This window comes from Geomobilimonas luticola (assembly GCF_018476905.1).
GTDB lineage: Bacteria > Desulfobacterota > Desulfuromonadia > Geobacterales > Geobacteraceae > Geomobilimonas > Geomobilimonas luticola.
Genome location: NZ_JAHCVK010000002.1, coordinates 205,873 through 221,220, shown reverse-complemented (window position 1 = coordinate 221,220; position 15,348 = coordinate 205,873). Strand labels below are relative to the sequence as shown.

The window sequence follows — 15,348 nt, the reverse complement described above, 5'->3', positions numbered from 1 at the left end:
ATTAAGCCTTTTCCAGGAATAACTTGCGTATATTATTGATTTGTCCGTGAGTAATGACGCCCATAAAAAATAATGACATCAGATATACTAAAATCCCTATGACTATCTGAATGAGTAGCAACATTTTCATAGTAACAACAACTACTGTCCCCATGACAACTGTAGCTAGCACAATCTTTACATACTCACCATCCAATTGCAGTTCACAAATCGTATTTCTAATAATATAGTATCCTCCAAATATTAATAACCCTTCGGCTGCAAGCGATGCAATACATGCACCGATAAAATCATAGCGGGGAATAAGTAAAAAATCTAAAAATGCGTTAAAGATTGTGGCAAAGATGAACAGGACTGTCGCAGCATGTTCCTTACCACTCGAACACATTGTTACGTTGAATATGGAATTGACATAATTCATAGCCATCATTATTGCCATTATTTTCAGAGGTACAACGGACTGACTGAATGTATCACTGAATAAGAAAGGAATGATCTTATCCGCAAGCAAGTAAATTCCAACCGCCATCGGTACCCCGGTGAGAATTACAAGTTTACATGCATAGTTGAATGAATTCTGAAAGGCACTTCCATCGTGAGTTGAAAAATTAGACAGACTGGGAAACATGGCCTTACGTAACACATACGGCACAATGTACAGGAACAGAATTATGCGATAAGGGGCATTATATATAGCAACCGATTCGTAGGTTTTAAGCCGAGACAACATGATGATGTCGATCTGGAGAAATACCGGCAAAATAAACGAGATAATAGCAAACGGCAATGCCTGTCGAACGATCACAACACATTCTTTTACGCTCATTGCGACTAATTTAATACTATTGTCAGCTACGTATTTTTTAAGGATCAGCATCAACATAATAATATTTACTAGCACAAGGGCAACAACAAGCCCACCAATCCTGAGACCGGATTCTATAACTATCAAAATAAATACTGTATTCATCACTTTGCCTATTATATTCATTTTGGCATCATATTTGAAATCTTCTTGGGCTCGGTAAACAGTCATTAACATTTCATACAAGGCAGAGAAGCAGAGTGCCAAAGAAACCACTACCATATAGCTACATATATGTCGTTCATAACCTATTAGTAGTACCAGCAATGCAAGCGTAAAAACAAACATTAAACTCATAAATATTTTTATAAGTATGAATTTGCCAACAATTTCTTCCTTCTGTGTGACGTCCCTGGCAATAATTCTCAACATAAGACTGTTCAATCCCATATCTGACAGAATAAGCAGCATTACGGGAAGTGCTTGAACTGAACTCCAGATGCCATAATCATTCGTACCTAAATGATTAATGAGCCGCAGAGTCACCAAGAAATTGACTAATGTTGCTATTAATTCAGACAAAAACAGATACGTGCTATTTTTAATAACTTTACCCAGAATCATATATTTGGCCTCAAGCAATTTTTCTGCAAACTTGAGTTGACGTGAATTCTGTGGTTCATAGCACCATATTTCTTACCCGCCGAACAGATGCTATACATGATCATGATTGTTCCCAACGCTATTTCGGACACGTAGATATCTACCATCATGTGCAGAGCTATCGCCAAAAACCCCATACTTGTACCGATGCCAAGCCTTCTGGCGAATGTCCTGCCACTGCCAGCATTCAATGTGACCCCTTTTTGCATAGAGACCATGATCCAGATGAATGTGATGAGTCCGAAAATGCCGCTTTCCGACAGCACAAGAAGATACTGATTGTGGACGCTGTATAAGTAGATATCCGAAAGACTTTGCGGTAGGTAGTCTTTAACCGTCAACATAAACGTATTGATCCCAACCCCAACAAAAGGGTGTTCCTTAAACATCAATACTGCAAGTTGGATCAATGGCCATCTCGACATCGCTGAGTTGTGGTCGTCACCGACGATGCGCTCATAGATTAACGGTGATGTAGCGACAAACACTATCATAACTAACACAAAGACCGGCATAAGTTGTTTCGTTTTGATCTGTTTGTGATGAACAAGCAGATAGAGCATGCCAACAAGTCCCACGCTAAACCCGATCCAGGCACCGCGAGAATTGGTTAGTATCAGTGCAAATAACGACAAAGATATAATCAGGGTGCCATACATGGATTTTTTGTCTCCTAAATATATGGCTATATATGATATTAGGATCGGAACTATAAATGATGCCAATGAATTAGGGTGAGTGGTCGTTCCTGAAGCGCGGATCATGCCTGAATCAAGCTGGATAATCTCCTCTACAGTCGGTCCCGTACGGAGGAAGCCGACATTAAATAGAAAATACGTTTGTGCAATTGCGATCACTGACTGGATAAGCATGCAGGCGACCATACAATTGATTGCAAACCGCATTTCTTTTTCGCCAATCACATAGTTATACATGACCACGCAGTACAAAAAGAAAATCTTGGTTATCATTGCCACTTGATAACCCGATACTATAATCGATTTTGAATTGACAAAAGAAAACAGGCATGCCATCACGAATCCGACGAACGGCCAAAAGATTCTTGTAGGGAGAAGCAGCAAACTGTTGTTCTTACGCATGTTTTCCCACACTATGACAACGGCAAGCATTATGAAGGACACATCGGAAAGCCTGAGCAGTATTCCTTGAGACCAACCACGGTCTGCCCAAAGGGTATTCATGATTGTGTAATCGATCTGTAGAGGGAGGGAAAGCACGCCGGTAAGAACGAGAAATCTCTTGATGTCCTTCAACCCAATTGCCATAAAAAGGATTGAATAAATGACAATTATCGGAAACAGGGCTTTCATGATTCGTTCCTTGATTGCTCCCGGAACACCCAGGCACCAATCTGCTGCTACAGATATTGATCGTATAAGCGCAAAAGCGGCTCTATTGTCTTTTGGTTGTCAAACTCCTGCTCCATCTTAAGACGGGCGTCCATCCGGAGCAAATCCCGTAATCCTACGTCCTCGCATAGTTCCATGATTGCGTTCGCCAGTTCCTCCGGTTGATGGGGAGAAATCAGCAGTCCATTCCTTTCGTGCTCGATCAACTCCGTTTGGGCGGTGCATTTCGTGGTTATGACCGGCAGCCCGCATGACATTGCTTCCATCAAAACATTGGGAAGCCCGTCTTGGCGACCATCGTTGACTGTCACACAGGGTAGTGCAAAGACCCACGCCGATTGGTAACAGGTTATGATTTCCTCTTGGGGGAGAGCACCGATAAGCTTTACATATTCTTCTAACTGGCAGGCCGCCACCAGCTTCTCCAACTCGGAACGCATTGGCCCCTCACCTACTATCGCGCACTCGAAGTCAAAATTTTTGTCTCGCAAAATCGCACAAGCCCTTATTAAATCTGGGTGCCCTTTTATTTCATCAAGTCTTCCGACACTAAGGACCAGATTCTTCTTCCTTTTTTCATTTACAGGAGGAGTAAATTTCCGCGTATCCAGTCCGTGGTAAACCACATGGACTTTTCCTGAGACATCGCGGTCAATCTGTTTGAGCAGCCACTGTCTGCCGAAGTGTGAACAGGTCACGACAAATTTTGCTTCAGCGAGCTTTTGTGGCAACAGTAATTGATCATGCCAGATATCGTGTGCATGCCCCGTAAAACTATAGGGAAGTCCAGCCAGCAAATGAATTACCCGCGCAACCGAAGTAGATTGGGATGCATAGTGCGAATGAATATGTGTTACACCTGCTTTCGACATCATGTCTGCCAGCACGACTCCTTCACCGAAATGCATCAGGCTCCGTATTCGCCCTTTCAGATTTTTGTGAGTACCAGTCAACATTTTACACAATGTCATGACATAACGAAGTGGTCGTCCAAATAAATACTTTAAATGACATTTGCATAGGTATAAAACGTCGATTGGCAGCAGATAGCGGGTAGCATCATATAATCCGACAGCTTCCTGGGATATATCATTGCGATCAGGCTTGCGCAGTGAATACACGTCGATGCTGTAGTTTCGACGCTGCAACTCCATAACTTCGCGATAGATAAAAGTTTCTGTCAGCGATGGGAAATAATTAGTGAGATATGCAAGCTTCATTACACCCCCCATACATTGGAGCCAATCCCTGCGTTTTACGCGTCATTCACCAGTTTGAGCAGATATTCACAGCGTTGTTGCCATATCTGTTTCCGCCTTTCATGCAAAATCTCCATCTGCGCACAGTAATCCTTATAATTGTTTACAAGGTCGAGCACCCCGTCCCTGATGGAATCTTTGGAGTTATCGACGAAAATGGCTCCTTCCGGATAGGTTTCTTTCAGGATTGCCCAATCGGACAATATCATCGGTTTTTTCACCGATACAGCTTCGTAAGCACCCTGTTGCATGGTATTCCCCTGAGTAACGAGTACCATTACTGCATTACAGGAGTGGAGTATATCGAAATAATCCTGATCGGGGACGAATCCTGTGAAAAACAGATTATCCGGTTTCCCGATAGTCAGGTCGCGCGTCGAACGTTGATAATTTCCCGTGACGTAAAACGAAACCTTCGGCAGTTCTCCTGCTGCGGCAATGATTTCCTCGACAGGTTCATCCGGATCAAATGAACAGACAACTACTATATTGAATTTCTCACTGAGCATAACTTCATTCTGCTTAGGAATATCGAAAACGAGATCATTGATAATATAGGTCTTCCCTCCCCATTCTTTGTAAATGTTTTCAAAAGACTGATTCGTTACTATATTCAATTGAGCCATACGCACCAGGTAACGATGAAGCGGTTCAGCTAACTTCCATTTAGGGTTGAATACACCTCCGTGGGAATCAATGACATAGCGACCTTTACAGGCCGCACAATATAAAGCGACGGCAGCTACAGCGAAAATCGGCGGATTAGTCACGAAAACAGTGTTGGCCTTCTCTTTCCACAAATGAATAAATGTTTTGATAGATTGCAATACGTAACGAAGCGGGGCATTTGCATGCGTCCTTGTCTTGAGTGAATGAATGAACAGACAACGGGCACCAATTGAGTTAGAGATAGCTTCATTCCTTTTGTCATAAGGGAACCATTTGATAAAAACTACATTATTTTGTTTAAGTATAGCATTCGACTCAAAGTCCATGGCTTCCTCAATTCCGACTATTGGTATGTTTTTAAGTAACGCTGAAAAAAGTATTGAGGAAACCGGGTCCAGGCATACCATCCTGATAACTTGGCTTTAAATAATTCCATATCGTCATATTTGCCAACAGGTATTCTTGAAAGAAGGAAAGGATTGTCTGTCGCAACAATGTGTCCACGAAGCATTGTGCAGCAATAGTGATATGAATTCTGCACCAGCGCGGTCATAAGATGCTCTTTGAATGTCGGCCACCTGCGATGCGACAGGGGATATGAATAGGGAAGAGCTAACGAATGCACTTCCACACCCGTTTTTTCAGCAATGACTTGCCGCGACAGCTTTAATTCTTTGTCAATCTGCTCCCGACTCAAGACAGGCAAGAATTGATGTGTATAGGTGTGAGATCCTATTTCCATTCCCGCAACATGAAGTTGGACGACCTCATTCCACGTCATTGGATACCGCGCATCAAATGAATTTCCCCGAGATGAGGTCAACCAAGGAAATGGCGCTTCTGATCCAATGAAAGCAGCAGTAATAAAGACAGTAGCAGGTAGATCGTATTTCTGCAGAATTGGGTATGCATTTGTATAGGTGTCCCGATAACCATCATCGAATGTTATTGCAACTGTATTTTCCGGAATGACCTTGCCAGCCCCCAAGCACGAAACCAAATTCTGTAACGACACCACATTATAGTCGTTATCATGGAGATAACACATTTGCCTGTCAAAATCCTCTACCAGGACAGAGTCAGGAAGCAGGTCTGACGAAAGCCCCGCTTTACATACACCATGATACACAAGAATAGTTCCCACCGACAGTAATTGAGTAGCAGGCACAATCCTTCGAAAAAGAGTCAATGATCTTTCCAGCTTTGGAAAGAGAGTCATGCAGAGGTACTCCCCTCCTGCTCTTGTTCTCCCGAGGCATGATTCATGATCTGCAAATAGACATTCTTGTAAGTATCCCATCGGTATTGGTCTATGAAACGTTTGGTGTTTTGCACCTGTTGTGCTAGTGCAATTTTATTTTCATACAGCTCAATAACCGATCTTGCAAGATCAGCACTGTCGCAAGGTTTAAAAAACTTGACCATGGAATCGTCATAGTAGTACTGGTGCCCCTGGGTTTTGGATATAACGATGGGGATTCCCGAGAAAATATATTCAAACGACTTCATGCTCACAGCTTCGTCAGAAAATACAGAGTCCTTGGTTGGCACCATTCCAATGTCTGCATCAACGAGGATTTTCGGAAGTTCATAAAACGGTACTCCTCCATGGAACACAACAAAACTCCCCATATTATGCTTGTCTGCATAACTGACAAGTTTATCGAACAGTCTTCCCCGCTTTGGCCCGTAGATGTGCAGTCGCACATTGTCAATGTGCGACTTTATCAATGGCATGGCCTCCAGGAGGGTATCCACTCCAAAATGCTCCTCCAATGTACCGTGATAGAATAAATTGAATTCCTCTGCATTGTCCCGTCTGTTAGTCGGATAAATCTTGAATAGATCAACATCAGGGACATTGAGAAGCACTGAGCACTTATCCGGAGATACAGAGCGCGATATAAGCCGGTCCCTCCAGATGTGGGTAACAGTTATGACATGATCAGAAAATTTTGCAGAAGCACGTTCGAGAAACTTCAATATCTTTATGACGGGATGATTTTCCTTAACATTAAGCTTCCTCATGTATAACTCAGGTCCGATGTCGTGGATGTCCAAAATGATCTGAGCCCCCATGAGCTTAGGAACAACAGCTGTAAACACCGCAATGTCAGGAGGAGAAGTAACGTGTACAACAGAATATCTTCTTTTGAAACTCAGATAGCTCAGCAATAATGTCGACTTCAAGAAAAACAAAAACATTCTTAAGAAATACAAATAAACCGTCCTTTCCGCGGTAGGACGAGAGTGAATTTTGTAGAGTCGTATACCATTATAGGATTGGTGAATTTTTTCGGTTACATTCGACTTCAGACATATGATATCAATGTCGTAACCAGCATTCTGCAATGCTGTTGCTTCACGACATAACAGTTGCCCAAACTCCTGATAATATATAAAACATGCATGCAAAGTTTTTGTAGTTGTGTGACTCATAAATGTATCCAGTAAACATGTAATGCATCTTGACTAATATAAGCTATCTTCGTAGATCAGAATATAATCAGCCACCAGCTAGTTATTGCAGGCATCGAATAATACAGTCATACAGTAGGCGAAGTGCTTATCAACGCTTTAGCCTCAAAATAATTCCTGTCAATCTTTCCGGTCGAAGTTTTTGGAAAGTCAGAGAGTAATTCAAACGTTTCTGGCACCATGTATTTCGGCAGGAATCTGTAGCAGTAGTTGGAGAGGTCATGGACATCCATTTTGTCCCCTTCTGACTGTACAACATATGCAATGATTTTATTCCCGATCAATTCATCCGGAACAGCTATAACTACTGCCTGCCTGACCAAAGGATGACTGGTCAGAACAAGTTCGATTTCACTCAATTCGATACGATACCCCCTGCTTTTTATCATATGGTCTTTTCTGCCGACGAACAGGTAGTTGCCAGCATCATCTGCGCGCACAATGTCCCCTGTTCTGTATACTGTTGACCTGAACGAAGAGTTTCCTGGCTCCTGAACGAATTTATCCGATGTCTTTTCTTTATCGCTCCAGTACCCAAGGGCAACCGTTGAACTCTTGACCTGAAGTTCACCGTCCTCCCCGGGATGGTTGATGACCTCATTGCGTTCGTTTACCACATTGACTTCAATGTTCGGAAAAGGTCTACCGATGGGGATCTTCCAAGCATCGTCAGCCGGGATATCGTCCACCCGATAGAACATCGATGAATTTGCCTCTGTCTGCCCATAGATATTGTAAAATGCCGCATTTCTCATATGCTTCTTCAGTACCCGCAGATATTTTGCCGGCATGATATCACCTGAAAAATGCACGAGCCGCAGAGAGTCAAAAACAGAACGCTCAAGTACGCCTTTGTCTGCGAGCATGGTCAAGACAGAAGAGACCGAGTTCCACACGGAGATGCCCCTCCTGTCGATGAATTCTGCCAATTTTACAGGGAATGTTGACAAGAATTCCGGCACAAGGTCTATTGTGGCGCCTTTTCTAACTGCTCCAAAAACGTCAAATACCGAAAGATCGAAATGAAGAGGTGCATGGCTTGCAATCCGGTCATAAGGGCTTATCTGAAAGAAATCCGTTACCATGTTCACAAAGCTCAGGGCGTTAAGATGAGAGATTACGACCCCTTTCGGGGTCCCTGTCGATCCCGAAGTATGAAGTATGTATGCCGGATAGACATCGGCTATTGAAGCTTGGCAATAATTCACCGGTTTACTGTCCCCGATATCTTCCCACGCGATGCATTCCATACCGGGTCGCTGCCGAGAAGAGAGTTCCTTATTCAGCCCTACGACAATCGATTTCCTTGGCAGCAGCACCGTTTCTCCCACAGCGAAGAGATCAGATATTCCTTGAGCAGATGTGATCAGGCAGTCAATGCCGCAGTTCTGGATAATGTATTGTGACCTCGCAACCGGTGCAAGGGGATCAATCGGCACATAGATTGCCCCCGCCTTCATTATTCCAAAGAGAGAGATGATCGACTCGATCGATTTCTTCAGCAGCATCCCAACTCTGTCTCCCCTTTTGACCCCCTGCTCCACGAGCGAAAAGGCCAATTGACTGCTCTTCCGTTCCAACTCCGCATAGCTTATCGTGCTCTCACCTAAAACCACGGCGTCTTTGTCCGGGTATTTTTCGGTTGTTGCTGAAAGAAGATGCGGTAACAGGAACATGGTTTTTCCCTTGTCAGGTATTAACAGCCGGTTGTGATACTGGACGGGCTGCCTAACTGTCGGTGATTCTTTGGAGCCTCAATGCTCCTGAAGCGATTCAAAGTATCGACGTGACGCCTCGTCGAAGCTTACCAGTGCCTCAAGAGCAAACTCCCCCCTGGCATTAAACCGTTTCTTAGTTGTTGACTTTGTAATTCTGGTAAAAATTTATGCGGCTCTCTATTAAGTGATGATCAATGCCTTAGCGGGGCATCTAAACATAATTGCTATTTTTTTTAATACAGCAGCCAATAGCATCAGCCACCCGTTTATAATTATTTTGAAAGCCAAGCCCGGCCGCTTAATTTTGAATGCCTTACTGCTCCACTCATACACAGGACCGCCCAGATACGCACACTTGTCAAAAAAACGAGACCTCCCGCCACTACACTTACCTTGCCAAACTGAATGAAGCAGATACAACACCCCTTGACTCATTTTTTCTATTTGCCTGCTCCCTTGCTTCTCGTGTTGCCTGTAGGCAACTGTTACTGGTGATTTAACGATTATGCATGGCCCGTATATCCCAGCTTGGAGGAGCAAGTCGTAATCGTTCAAATAACAGGGTTTTGATCTTTTCAGCAGGCCATATACCTGGTCAAAAAGGGTCTTATGCATGAGGATTCTACTCTGTGAAAGGCCGATCCCCACATCCTTGGACAGGTAATCCCGGTATATGAAAACCTCGGCATCATCGTTCACACATCCGGAATCCATGTCAACATCCTCATTTTGGAAAAATCGTTGCATTGCGCCAATAATCAAAGGGGGTGACTCAAGTTGTCTGATAATTTTATCGTACGTTGCCAATGCGTTCGGAAGGAAGAGATCATCGCTATCCAAAAATGCCATGTACTCACCACTCGCATGAGACACACCAGTTTTGTAAGCCATTTCGGATCCCTGGTTTTCCTGCCGTATGTATTTTATCCTCGGCCCATAGGACTGAATTATGCCCTGCGTACCATCAGTAGATCCATCATCAACCACAATGAACTCATAATCTGTAAAAGTTTGTGCCAGTACCGATTCAATTGCTTGGCGAAGATACTCTTCGCAATTATATGTAGCTATAATCACACTGAATTTATTGCTCATTTTGGTTATTCTCCTTCAGATGCAATTACAGCCCAAGAAAGTTAGCAATAATATTCCTCTGTATCTCCGAGGTACCAGAATATATCTTCCCCGCGACAGAATCACGCAGATGCCGTTCAAAATCCAGTTCTGTCGAGTAACCATAGCCTCCATGAATCTGTATCGCTTCTAGGCAATTTTGCACATAGCTCTCGCTGATATAGAGCTTAGCTATCGCAGATTCTATTGGAGCTCTTTTCCCCTGCGCTTTCATCCAGGCCGCTTTATAGAGCATGAGTCGTGACAACTCCACACGCACTTTCATGTCTGCTATTTTGTGAGATATTGATTGATTGCTTCCGATCGGTTTCCCGAACTGCTCCCGGACTTTTGCATAGCTGATGCATTCATCAAGTATTTTTTCCATTGCACCCACATGAGTTGCAAACAGGCAGCTGCGCTCGTATTCCATTTCCGAATTGAATATGGCTGCGCCGGCTCCCTCCCCACCTAATCTGTTTTCTTCAGGCACTTCACAGTCCTGGAGAATTACCTCTCCAAGAGGGCAGGTTTTCAAGCCCATCAGTTCCTCGCACTTGCCGACCGAAAAACCTGGGAACGTCTTTTCGACCATGAATACGGTAAGACCGGCGAACTTTTTGGTAGTATCTGTAACGGCAAAGACGAGGAGAATATCTGCTAGGGGAGCATTTGTTATGAATGTTTTTGTCCCATTCAAAACATAGGTATTCCCATTTTTCACTGCCTTGCATTTTATGCTGAATGCATCGGAACCGAAATCCGGCTCCGTCATGGCATGTCCTCCTATTAAAGACCCGCTTGCAAGACCGGCGAGGTATCTCTCTTTCTGTTCATCTGTTCCGAATTTCAGAATCGGCATTTCACAGGTCCAGATGTGGGAGCTCAGAGAGAAGAGTAATCCGCTGTCGCGGCAGGCATACCCCATTCCCTCCATCGCCGCGATGCTGGTAAGGATATCCATCTCCAGACCGCCGTAGCGCTGCGGCAACGTCAGACCTTGTATGCCAAATTGCGCGCATTTTCCCCAACCCGCCTGATTGAACTCACGGTTCCTTTCGCGTTGCATGGCGCCTTCATTGAGTTCGCGTCCGGCAAACTCTATGGCGGCCTTCTTGAAAGCTATCTGGTCTTCGGTCAACGAAAAATCCATCATATAAGTAGATCCCGGTTATTCAATTACTTGCATGAGATGAGGGTTGGGTCAAACTTCCTTATTGTTGTGTGCTAGGCAACAATGGTGATTCTACTCTCTTTCTTTTTGTGGCCAGTCCCGCCAGCACGTGGATCAGTCCCCATGAAGCAAGGTGAGATGAAAACGACATCGGATCCTGCTTGGGATAAATCTCGACATAGTCAAGACCCGCTATCCCTTCTTCGCCAAGCCGGTACAGTGCAGAAAACAATTCATGGGGAAAAAGACCGTTGAAATCAGCTGGGCCACCGGGGTTGAACGCCGCATCGATGCAATCGCTGCAGATCGAGACAAAGAGGTGCTGTGTATTTTTTCGTGCAATGGTGATCGCTCTCTCAATGACACTGTCGATCCCTTGGTGCCTGATATCCCTGATGGTAAAGATTGAAGCACCAATTTCCCTTGCATATTCAAACTGTGACGGAGAGTTCCTCGGCCCCCTGATCCCCACATGGACGATGCTTTCATTTCTGACTTTATCGATTAGCGCGGTTCTATGTATGGGGCCGCACCGTGGGAATTCATCGTCCCCGAATCTGCTTGAATTGTCGAAATGGGCATCAAGATGTATGACGCCGATGTTTCCATCGTAATTTGCGCTGTGCGCTTTGATTATCTCTTGCGTGAACGAATGATCTCCTCCCAGCACGATGGGGATGCTGTTATTTTTGTATATTGCGTCCATCGCTTCATATACATTTTTCATCGTCTCTGCGGGATCTGACGTGGCGACTTGTGTGTCACCGATATCGCCAATTCTGAGATAATCGAAGAGATCTATCTCATATTCTGGCAGGAACCCACCATAACGGGCAGAGGCATGCCTGATTGTTCGTGGCGCATGTTCGCATCCGGAAAAAGACCCCCAAGTTATAGTCCCCTCCCACGGCACTCCGGCAACAATAACATCATATCCTTTCTTAAGTGAACGCGGATCAAGTACGTCAACGCCGAGAAATGACGGAGTGTCTCCATACACAACCGGCATAGAAGCCTTTCTATTCGGTACCATCGGGATGTCTTTGCTGTTACGCATAGGTGCCTCCTTCTTGTGGAAAACAGGTCATGAGCATCGGCATGACAAAACCCCATCAGGCAACAGCTTGCTTGAAAAATAAAAATCTGTTCACTTTCAAGCGTTTGACCTCTCTCCATTTCCCCATTCTGTGTACCCAGAGCGCCGGTACGTTATCACTCCAGTAATACCCGTACGCCTTAGTGAATCCCTTTTGCCGAAGTGCCTTCAAAGCACTAGTCTGCAACAATGACGCGAGATTGTTACCACGTTCATCAGGGCTCAAAAACATATCAAACGTGTACACATGGTCTTCCGCACAACTGATTTGCAGCCATTTGCAGTCGGGGTGATGATAATTCTCAGCTTTCCTGTCTAGTGCCGTAAACCAGATATCCCCTACTATCTTTTCATCTCTTATGATTGCACAACCACCATATCCCTTTTTCAGATAATGGGTAGCCTTCAGATGTCTGTTTTTCACTGCATAGTTGAATCTATTTTCTGCCAGAAATTCCGGTCGCAGTTCTATCACACCAATGGGATAATTCTCAGACTGCTCCTTATCAGCATCAAATTCAAGCAGGCTTTTTTCAACTACAATGGCAGTTCTGTTACGATAAACAATCTCATGCAAAAAAGATGATAATCCGTTATGCTTTATGAATTCATAAACTTGTATAACTCTCATAACAAACCGTTTCATAAAACCATCCTTCGCAACTGATCCGTTCCGTTATAGATTACTTAGTGTCAATCCCTGGTGACAAAAGCCCAGATTGCATCAACAGACTCGAAATTGTCAGGTATCAAATCTTCATCGGCTATAGCAATAGAAAAGTTACGTTCAAGAAACGAGATAAGAATTTGTATGCCCAATGAATCAATTACGCCGGTTTCAATTAAATTATCTGTCACTTCCAGGCCAGAAACATTCTTGCCACGCATGAGTTCATTCATTATGAATTGTTGTATGAGCGTCTTATCCTTCATGAAAGGCCCTCCCTTTTGTATCACTCACACATTTTACAATATTCGCTCCTCCAGAAGCGTGCTACATCTCTCGGAAGTGCGTGCCAGTATTGGCCGTCATACCTCTCTCGTATATGCCTGAGGAATTCCTGATAATATTGTGCAGGATATCCTTCAATCGACTTATCCCCGTTGAAATCCATGTAGTCAGGATGCGTGTTTATAAGGACCATTCCTCCCCGTTCAACCACCCACGCCATTTTTTGTTTCCAGATATCTATATTGTTCTTTTGCATGAGTATATAGAGCGAAAAATCTTGCGGCAGTGTGTAGGGTAATTCTACGTAGCCCCTTTTCATCGCTGGGTCTTTAACAAAAAAAGGGAATATGGTTCCTACACCGACTGCATGGGGCTCGAAGGGATCGGTATCGAATGTTGAGGCATCATATTCGATTTCCAGTTCATGGAACCAATCCAGTTTGTGATACATGGCAGGAGCCCTGTAGCCCACGGCCTGCCACTTCTTGAGGAAATCATTTATTTTTGCAGCCCGTCTTAAAAATATGCCCTTTGACAGATAATACTTTCCATCATGATACAGTCCATGCACTCCGACTTCGAATCCGCGTTTCCTGAGTATAGCGAGGATATCGGATGACACCGAATATCTTAAAGGAACGAAATTGAAGGATGATCTAAAGCCTAGTTCCTCATCGAGTCTCATAAGATCGAGACATTTATTCTGACCTTGCGCCGAGTCAACATCGTGCGTAAGAACAAGGGCAAATTTCTTGCCTTCGGGCCATCCCTGCCACCCGGCCGGTTCCTTGCCACCATTTTCATCTATCGGCCAGACATTCCTATATTTCACAAGTTGGTATTGAATGAACAGTCTTCGAACATATATCTGAACCCATCTCGGTATGAGCGGCTTAACACAGTAATAAATTTCATTGTAGCAACTGTTCATTTATATATCCCCGTCTTCATCTGCTCACCCGGCATGCCGGTACAGTATAGCTCCGGCAATTTTGAGCAAAGGAATCGGCATCATTCGAAAAATACGATTATGCAATCCTGTTACTTTTACGTGGTCCGAAACAAATGCCCTTTGCCTGAAATCGTATTTGTAGTAATTGATTGAATATTCACGCGCACCCCATCCTCTTTTGAATTGCAGAAGACCGGTATTTTCTCGTTCAGTCCTGCCAAAATTGAAACGTTGATATCCCTGCCCGCAATACCACTGAATTGCTTTCCACATGATCAGGTTGTTGGCTCTGAGATGCAGATAATTTCTGTCAGATGCCCCGTATTTATAGATCACCCTGTTACCGAAATTAAAAAAGACTGCCCCTGCAATGTTTATTTCGTTTATTGTTGCGAGAATCACGACACCAAGATTCTTTGCTATGATATGGGAATACATTTTTTCAAAAAATATATACGGCTGACAGGGTAGACCATGGTCTTTTCTCGTTAAACAGTTTAGACGATAGAACTCCCTTACAGAATCAAATGTCCGGTCGATTGTGACCGCAACCCCTTCCTTTTCCGCCTTTTTAATGTTTCTTCTTGTGCTGTCGCGGAAACCGGAAACAATTGTTTCTTCATTCCTGGAAATATCCAGCGAATGGCCATAGAACTGAAAAGACACGGGAATGGATGACAACGGATTTTCGGTTCTAAATTCAAGGGACTTCCATTTCGATTTTTCACCATATTCGATCATATCGCCCAACAGTTCTTTGAACACTACACCGTCTGCAAACAGGGGATCGCAATAGTCTGTAAAAGGGAGAGATACCCCTCTTTTTTCAGTCAATGCGGTGTTGATTTCCATGAACGGTATCAAAGCGTTTATCCGGTCATTTTTCCTAAGAATATAATAGAGCGGTTTATAGTTGTAAGATTCAGAAAGTACCGATGCCCAATTGGATGAATGAAAAATTGAGCAGTTCAAATCCTGAAGAATGGCATCATTCCAGTTAGAATACTCAACAGGATTTATCATTACGAATGGCTTTTCCATTGTTAGATATTCAATCTTTCAACCTGCACAATAGGAGATTAACCAACTATTTGATTGG

At 43.8% G+C, this 15,348-nt stretch carries 14 protein-coding genes; all 14 read right to left on the bottom strand.

Features of this window, described 5'->3' with window-relative positions; all coding sequences use genetic code 11:
• Position 1: 1 nt before the first annotated feature.
• The 14 genes from KI810_RS07670 to KI810_RS07605 all read right to left on the bottom strand — a co-directional run bounded on the left by KI810_RS07670 (position 2) and on the right by KI810_RS07605 (position 15,290).
• On the bottom strand, positions 2-1,429 hold the full coding sequence (locus tag KI810_RS07670; protein WP_214174924.1) for a flippase: 1,428 nt from the start codon (positions 1,427-1,429) through the stop codon (positions 2-4).
• Entirely contained in the window at positions 1,426-2,799 is a 1,374-nt protein-coding gene (locus KI810_RS07665) for an O-antigen ligase family protein (RefSeq protein ID WP_214174923.1), read from the bottom strand. Before KI810_RS07665 ends, KI810_RS07670 begins: the two co-directional genes overlap by 4 nt.
• 47 nt (positions 2,800-2,846) lie before the next feature.
• Positions 2,847-4,058 (bottom strand): glycosyltransferase family 4 protein, encoded by a 1,212-nt coding sequence (locus KI810_RS07660; RefSeq protein ID WP_214174922.1) that lies wholly within the window; start codon positions 4,056-4,058, stop codon positions 2,847-2,849.
• 35 nt (positions 4,059-4,093) lie between these two features.
• Positions 4,094-5,092 (bottom strand): glycosyltransferase, encoded by a 999-nt coding sequence (locus KI810_RS07655; protein WP_214174921.1) that lies wholly within the window; start codon positions 5,090-5,092, stop codon positions 4,094-4,096.
• Between the two features lie 17 nt (positions 5,093-5,109).
• Positions 5,110-5,985, bottom strand: coding sequence for a polysaccharide deacetylase family protein (locus KI810_RS07650; RefSeq protein WP_214174920.1), 876 nt, complete (start codon positions 5,983-5,985; stop codon positions 5,110-5,112).
• Complete coding sequence (locus tag KI810_RS07645; RefSeq protein WP_214174919.1) at positions 5,982-7,205, bottom strand: glycosyltransferase family 4 protein; 1,224 nt, start codon at positions 7,203-7,205, stop codon at positions 5,982-5,984. Before KI810_RS07645 ends, KI810_RS07650 begins: the two co-directional genes overlap by 4 nt.
• Before the next feature lie 107 nt (positions 7,206-7,312).
• Positions 7,313-8,920: an amino acid adenylation domain-containing protein gene (locus KI810_RS07640; protein ID WP_214174918.1), complete on the bottom strand. Its 1,608-nt coding sequence runs from the start codon at positions 8,918-8,920 to the stop codon at positions 7,313-7,315.
• Between the two features lie 222 nt (positions 8,921-9,142).
• Positions 9,143-10,057, bottom strand: a complete 915-nt coding sequence (locus tag KI810_RS07635) for a glycosyltransferase family 2 protein (protein WP_214174917.1) — start codon at positions 10,055-10,057, stop codon at positions 9,143-9,145.
• A gap of 25 nt (positions 10,058-10,082) precedes the next feature.
• Entirely contained in the window at positions 10,083-11,231 is a 1,149-nt protein-coding gene (locus tag KI810_RS07630; protein ID WP_246525368.1) for an acyl-CoA dehydrogenase family protein, read from the bottom strand.
• Positions 11,232-11,289: 58 nt separating this feature from the next.
• Positions 11,290-12,306 carry an agmatinase family protein gene (locus tag KI810_RS07625; RefSeq protein WP_214174916.1) on the bottom strand — a complete coding sequence of 339 codons (1,017 nt, stop codon included), beginning with the start codon at positions 12,304-12,306 and terminating at the stop codon, positions 11,290-11,292.
• 55 nt (positions 12,307-12,361) lie between these two features.
• Positions 12,362-12,991 (bottom strand): GNAT family N-acetyltransferase, encoded by a 630-nt coding sequence (locus KI810_RS07620; RefSeq protein ID WP_214174915.1) that lies wholly within the window; start codon positions 12,989-12,991, stop codon positions 12,362-12,364.
• A gap of 47 nt (positions 12,992-13,038) precedes the next feature.
• Complete coding sequence (locus KI810_RS07615) at positions 13,039-13,278, bottom strand: acyl carrier protein (RefSeq protein WP_214174914.1); 240 nt, start codon at positions 13,276-13,278, stop codon at positions 13,039-13,041.
• 20 nt (positions 13,279-13,298) lie between these two features.
• The gene (locus KI810_RS07610) at positions 13,299-14,228 is read right to left on the bottom strand and encodes a polysaccharide deacetylase family protein (protein WP_214174913.1); all 930 of its coding nucleotides are present in this window, start codon (positions 14,226-14,228) and stop codon (positions 13,299-13,301) included.
• Positions 14,229-14,252: 24 nt separating this feature from the next.
• The gene (locus KI810_RS07605) at positions 14,253-15,290 is read right to left on the bottom strand and encodes a lipid II:glycine glycyltransferase FemX (protein WP_214174912.1); all 1,038 of its coding nucleotides are present in this window, start codon (positions 15,288-15,290) and stop codon (positions 14,253-14,255) included.
• Positions 15,291-15,348: the final 58 nt, after the last annotated feature.

Excerpts from the sequence above, each read along its gene's own strand:
- KI810_RS07640 (WP_214174918.1), bottom strand. The coding sequence starts at position 8,920 with ATGTTCCTGTTACCGCATCTTCTTTCAGCAACAACCGAAAAATACCCG.
- KI810_RS07645 (WP_214174919.1), bottom strand. The coding sequence starts at position 7,205 with ATGAGTCACACAACTACAAAAACTTTGCATGCATGTTTTATATATTAT.
- KI810_RS07625 (WP_214174916.1), bottom strand. The coding sequence starts at position 12,306 with ATGCGTAACAGCAAAGACATCCCGATGGTACCGAATAGAAAGGCTTCT.
- KI810_RS07670 (WP_214174924.1), bottom strand. The coding sequence starts at position 1,429 with ATGATTCTGGGTAAAGTTATTAAAAATAGCACGTATCTGTTTTTGTCT.
- KI810_RS07660 (WP_214174922.1), bottom strand. The coding sequence starts at position 4,058 with ATGAAGCTTGCATATCTCACTAATTATTTCCCATCGCTGACAGAAACT.
- KI810_RS07610 (WP_214174913.1), bottom strand. The coding sequence starts at position 14,228 with ATGAACAGTTGCTACAATGAAATTTATTACTGTGTTAAGCCGCTCATA.
- KI810_RS07605 (WP_214174912.1), bottom strand. The coding sequence starts at position 15,290 with ATGGAAAAGCCATTCGTAATGATAAATCCTGTTGAGTATTCTAACTGG.
- KI810_RS07620 (WP_214174915.1), bottom strand. The coding sequence starts at position 12,991 with ATGAAACGGTTTGTTATGAGAGTTATACAAGTTTATGAATTCATAAAG.
- KI810_RS07635 (WP_214174917.1), bottom strand. The coding sequence starts at position 10,057 with ATGAGCAATAAATTCAGTGTGATTATAGCTACATATAATTGCGAAGAG.
- KI810_RS07665 (WP_214174923.1), bottom strand. The coding sequence starts at position 2,799 with ATGAAAGCCCTGTTTCCGATAATTGTCATTTATTCAATCCTTTTTATG.
- KI810_RS07655 (WP_214174921.1), bottom strand. The coding sequence starts at position 5,092 with ATGGACTTTGAGTCGAATGCTATACTTAAACAAAATAATGTAGTTTTT.
- KI810_RS07630 (WP_246525368.1), bottom strand. The coding sequence starts at position 11,231 with ATGATGGATTTTTCGTTGACCGAAGACCAGATAGCTTTCAAGAAGGCC.
- KI810_RS07650 (WP_214174920.1), bottom strand. The coding sequence starts at position 5,985 with ATGACTCTCTTTCCAAAGCTGGAAAGATCATTGACTCTTTTTCGAAGG.
- KI810_RS07615 (WP_214174914.1), bottom strand. The coding sequence starts at position 13,278 with ATGAAGGATAAGACGCTCATACAACAATTCATAATGAATGAACTCATG.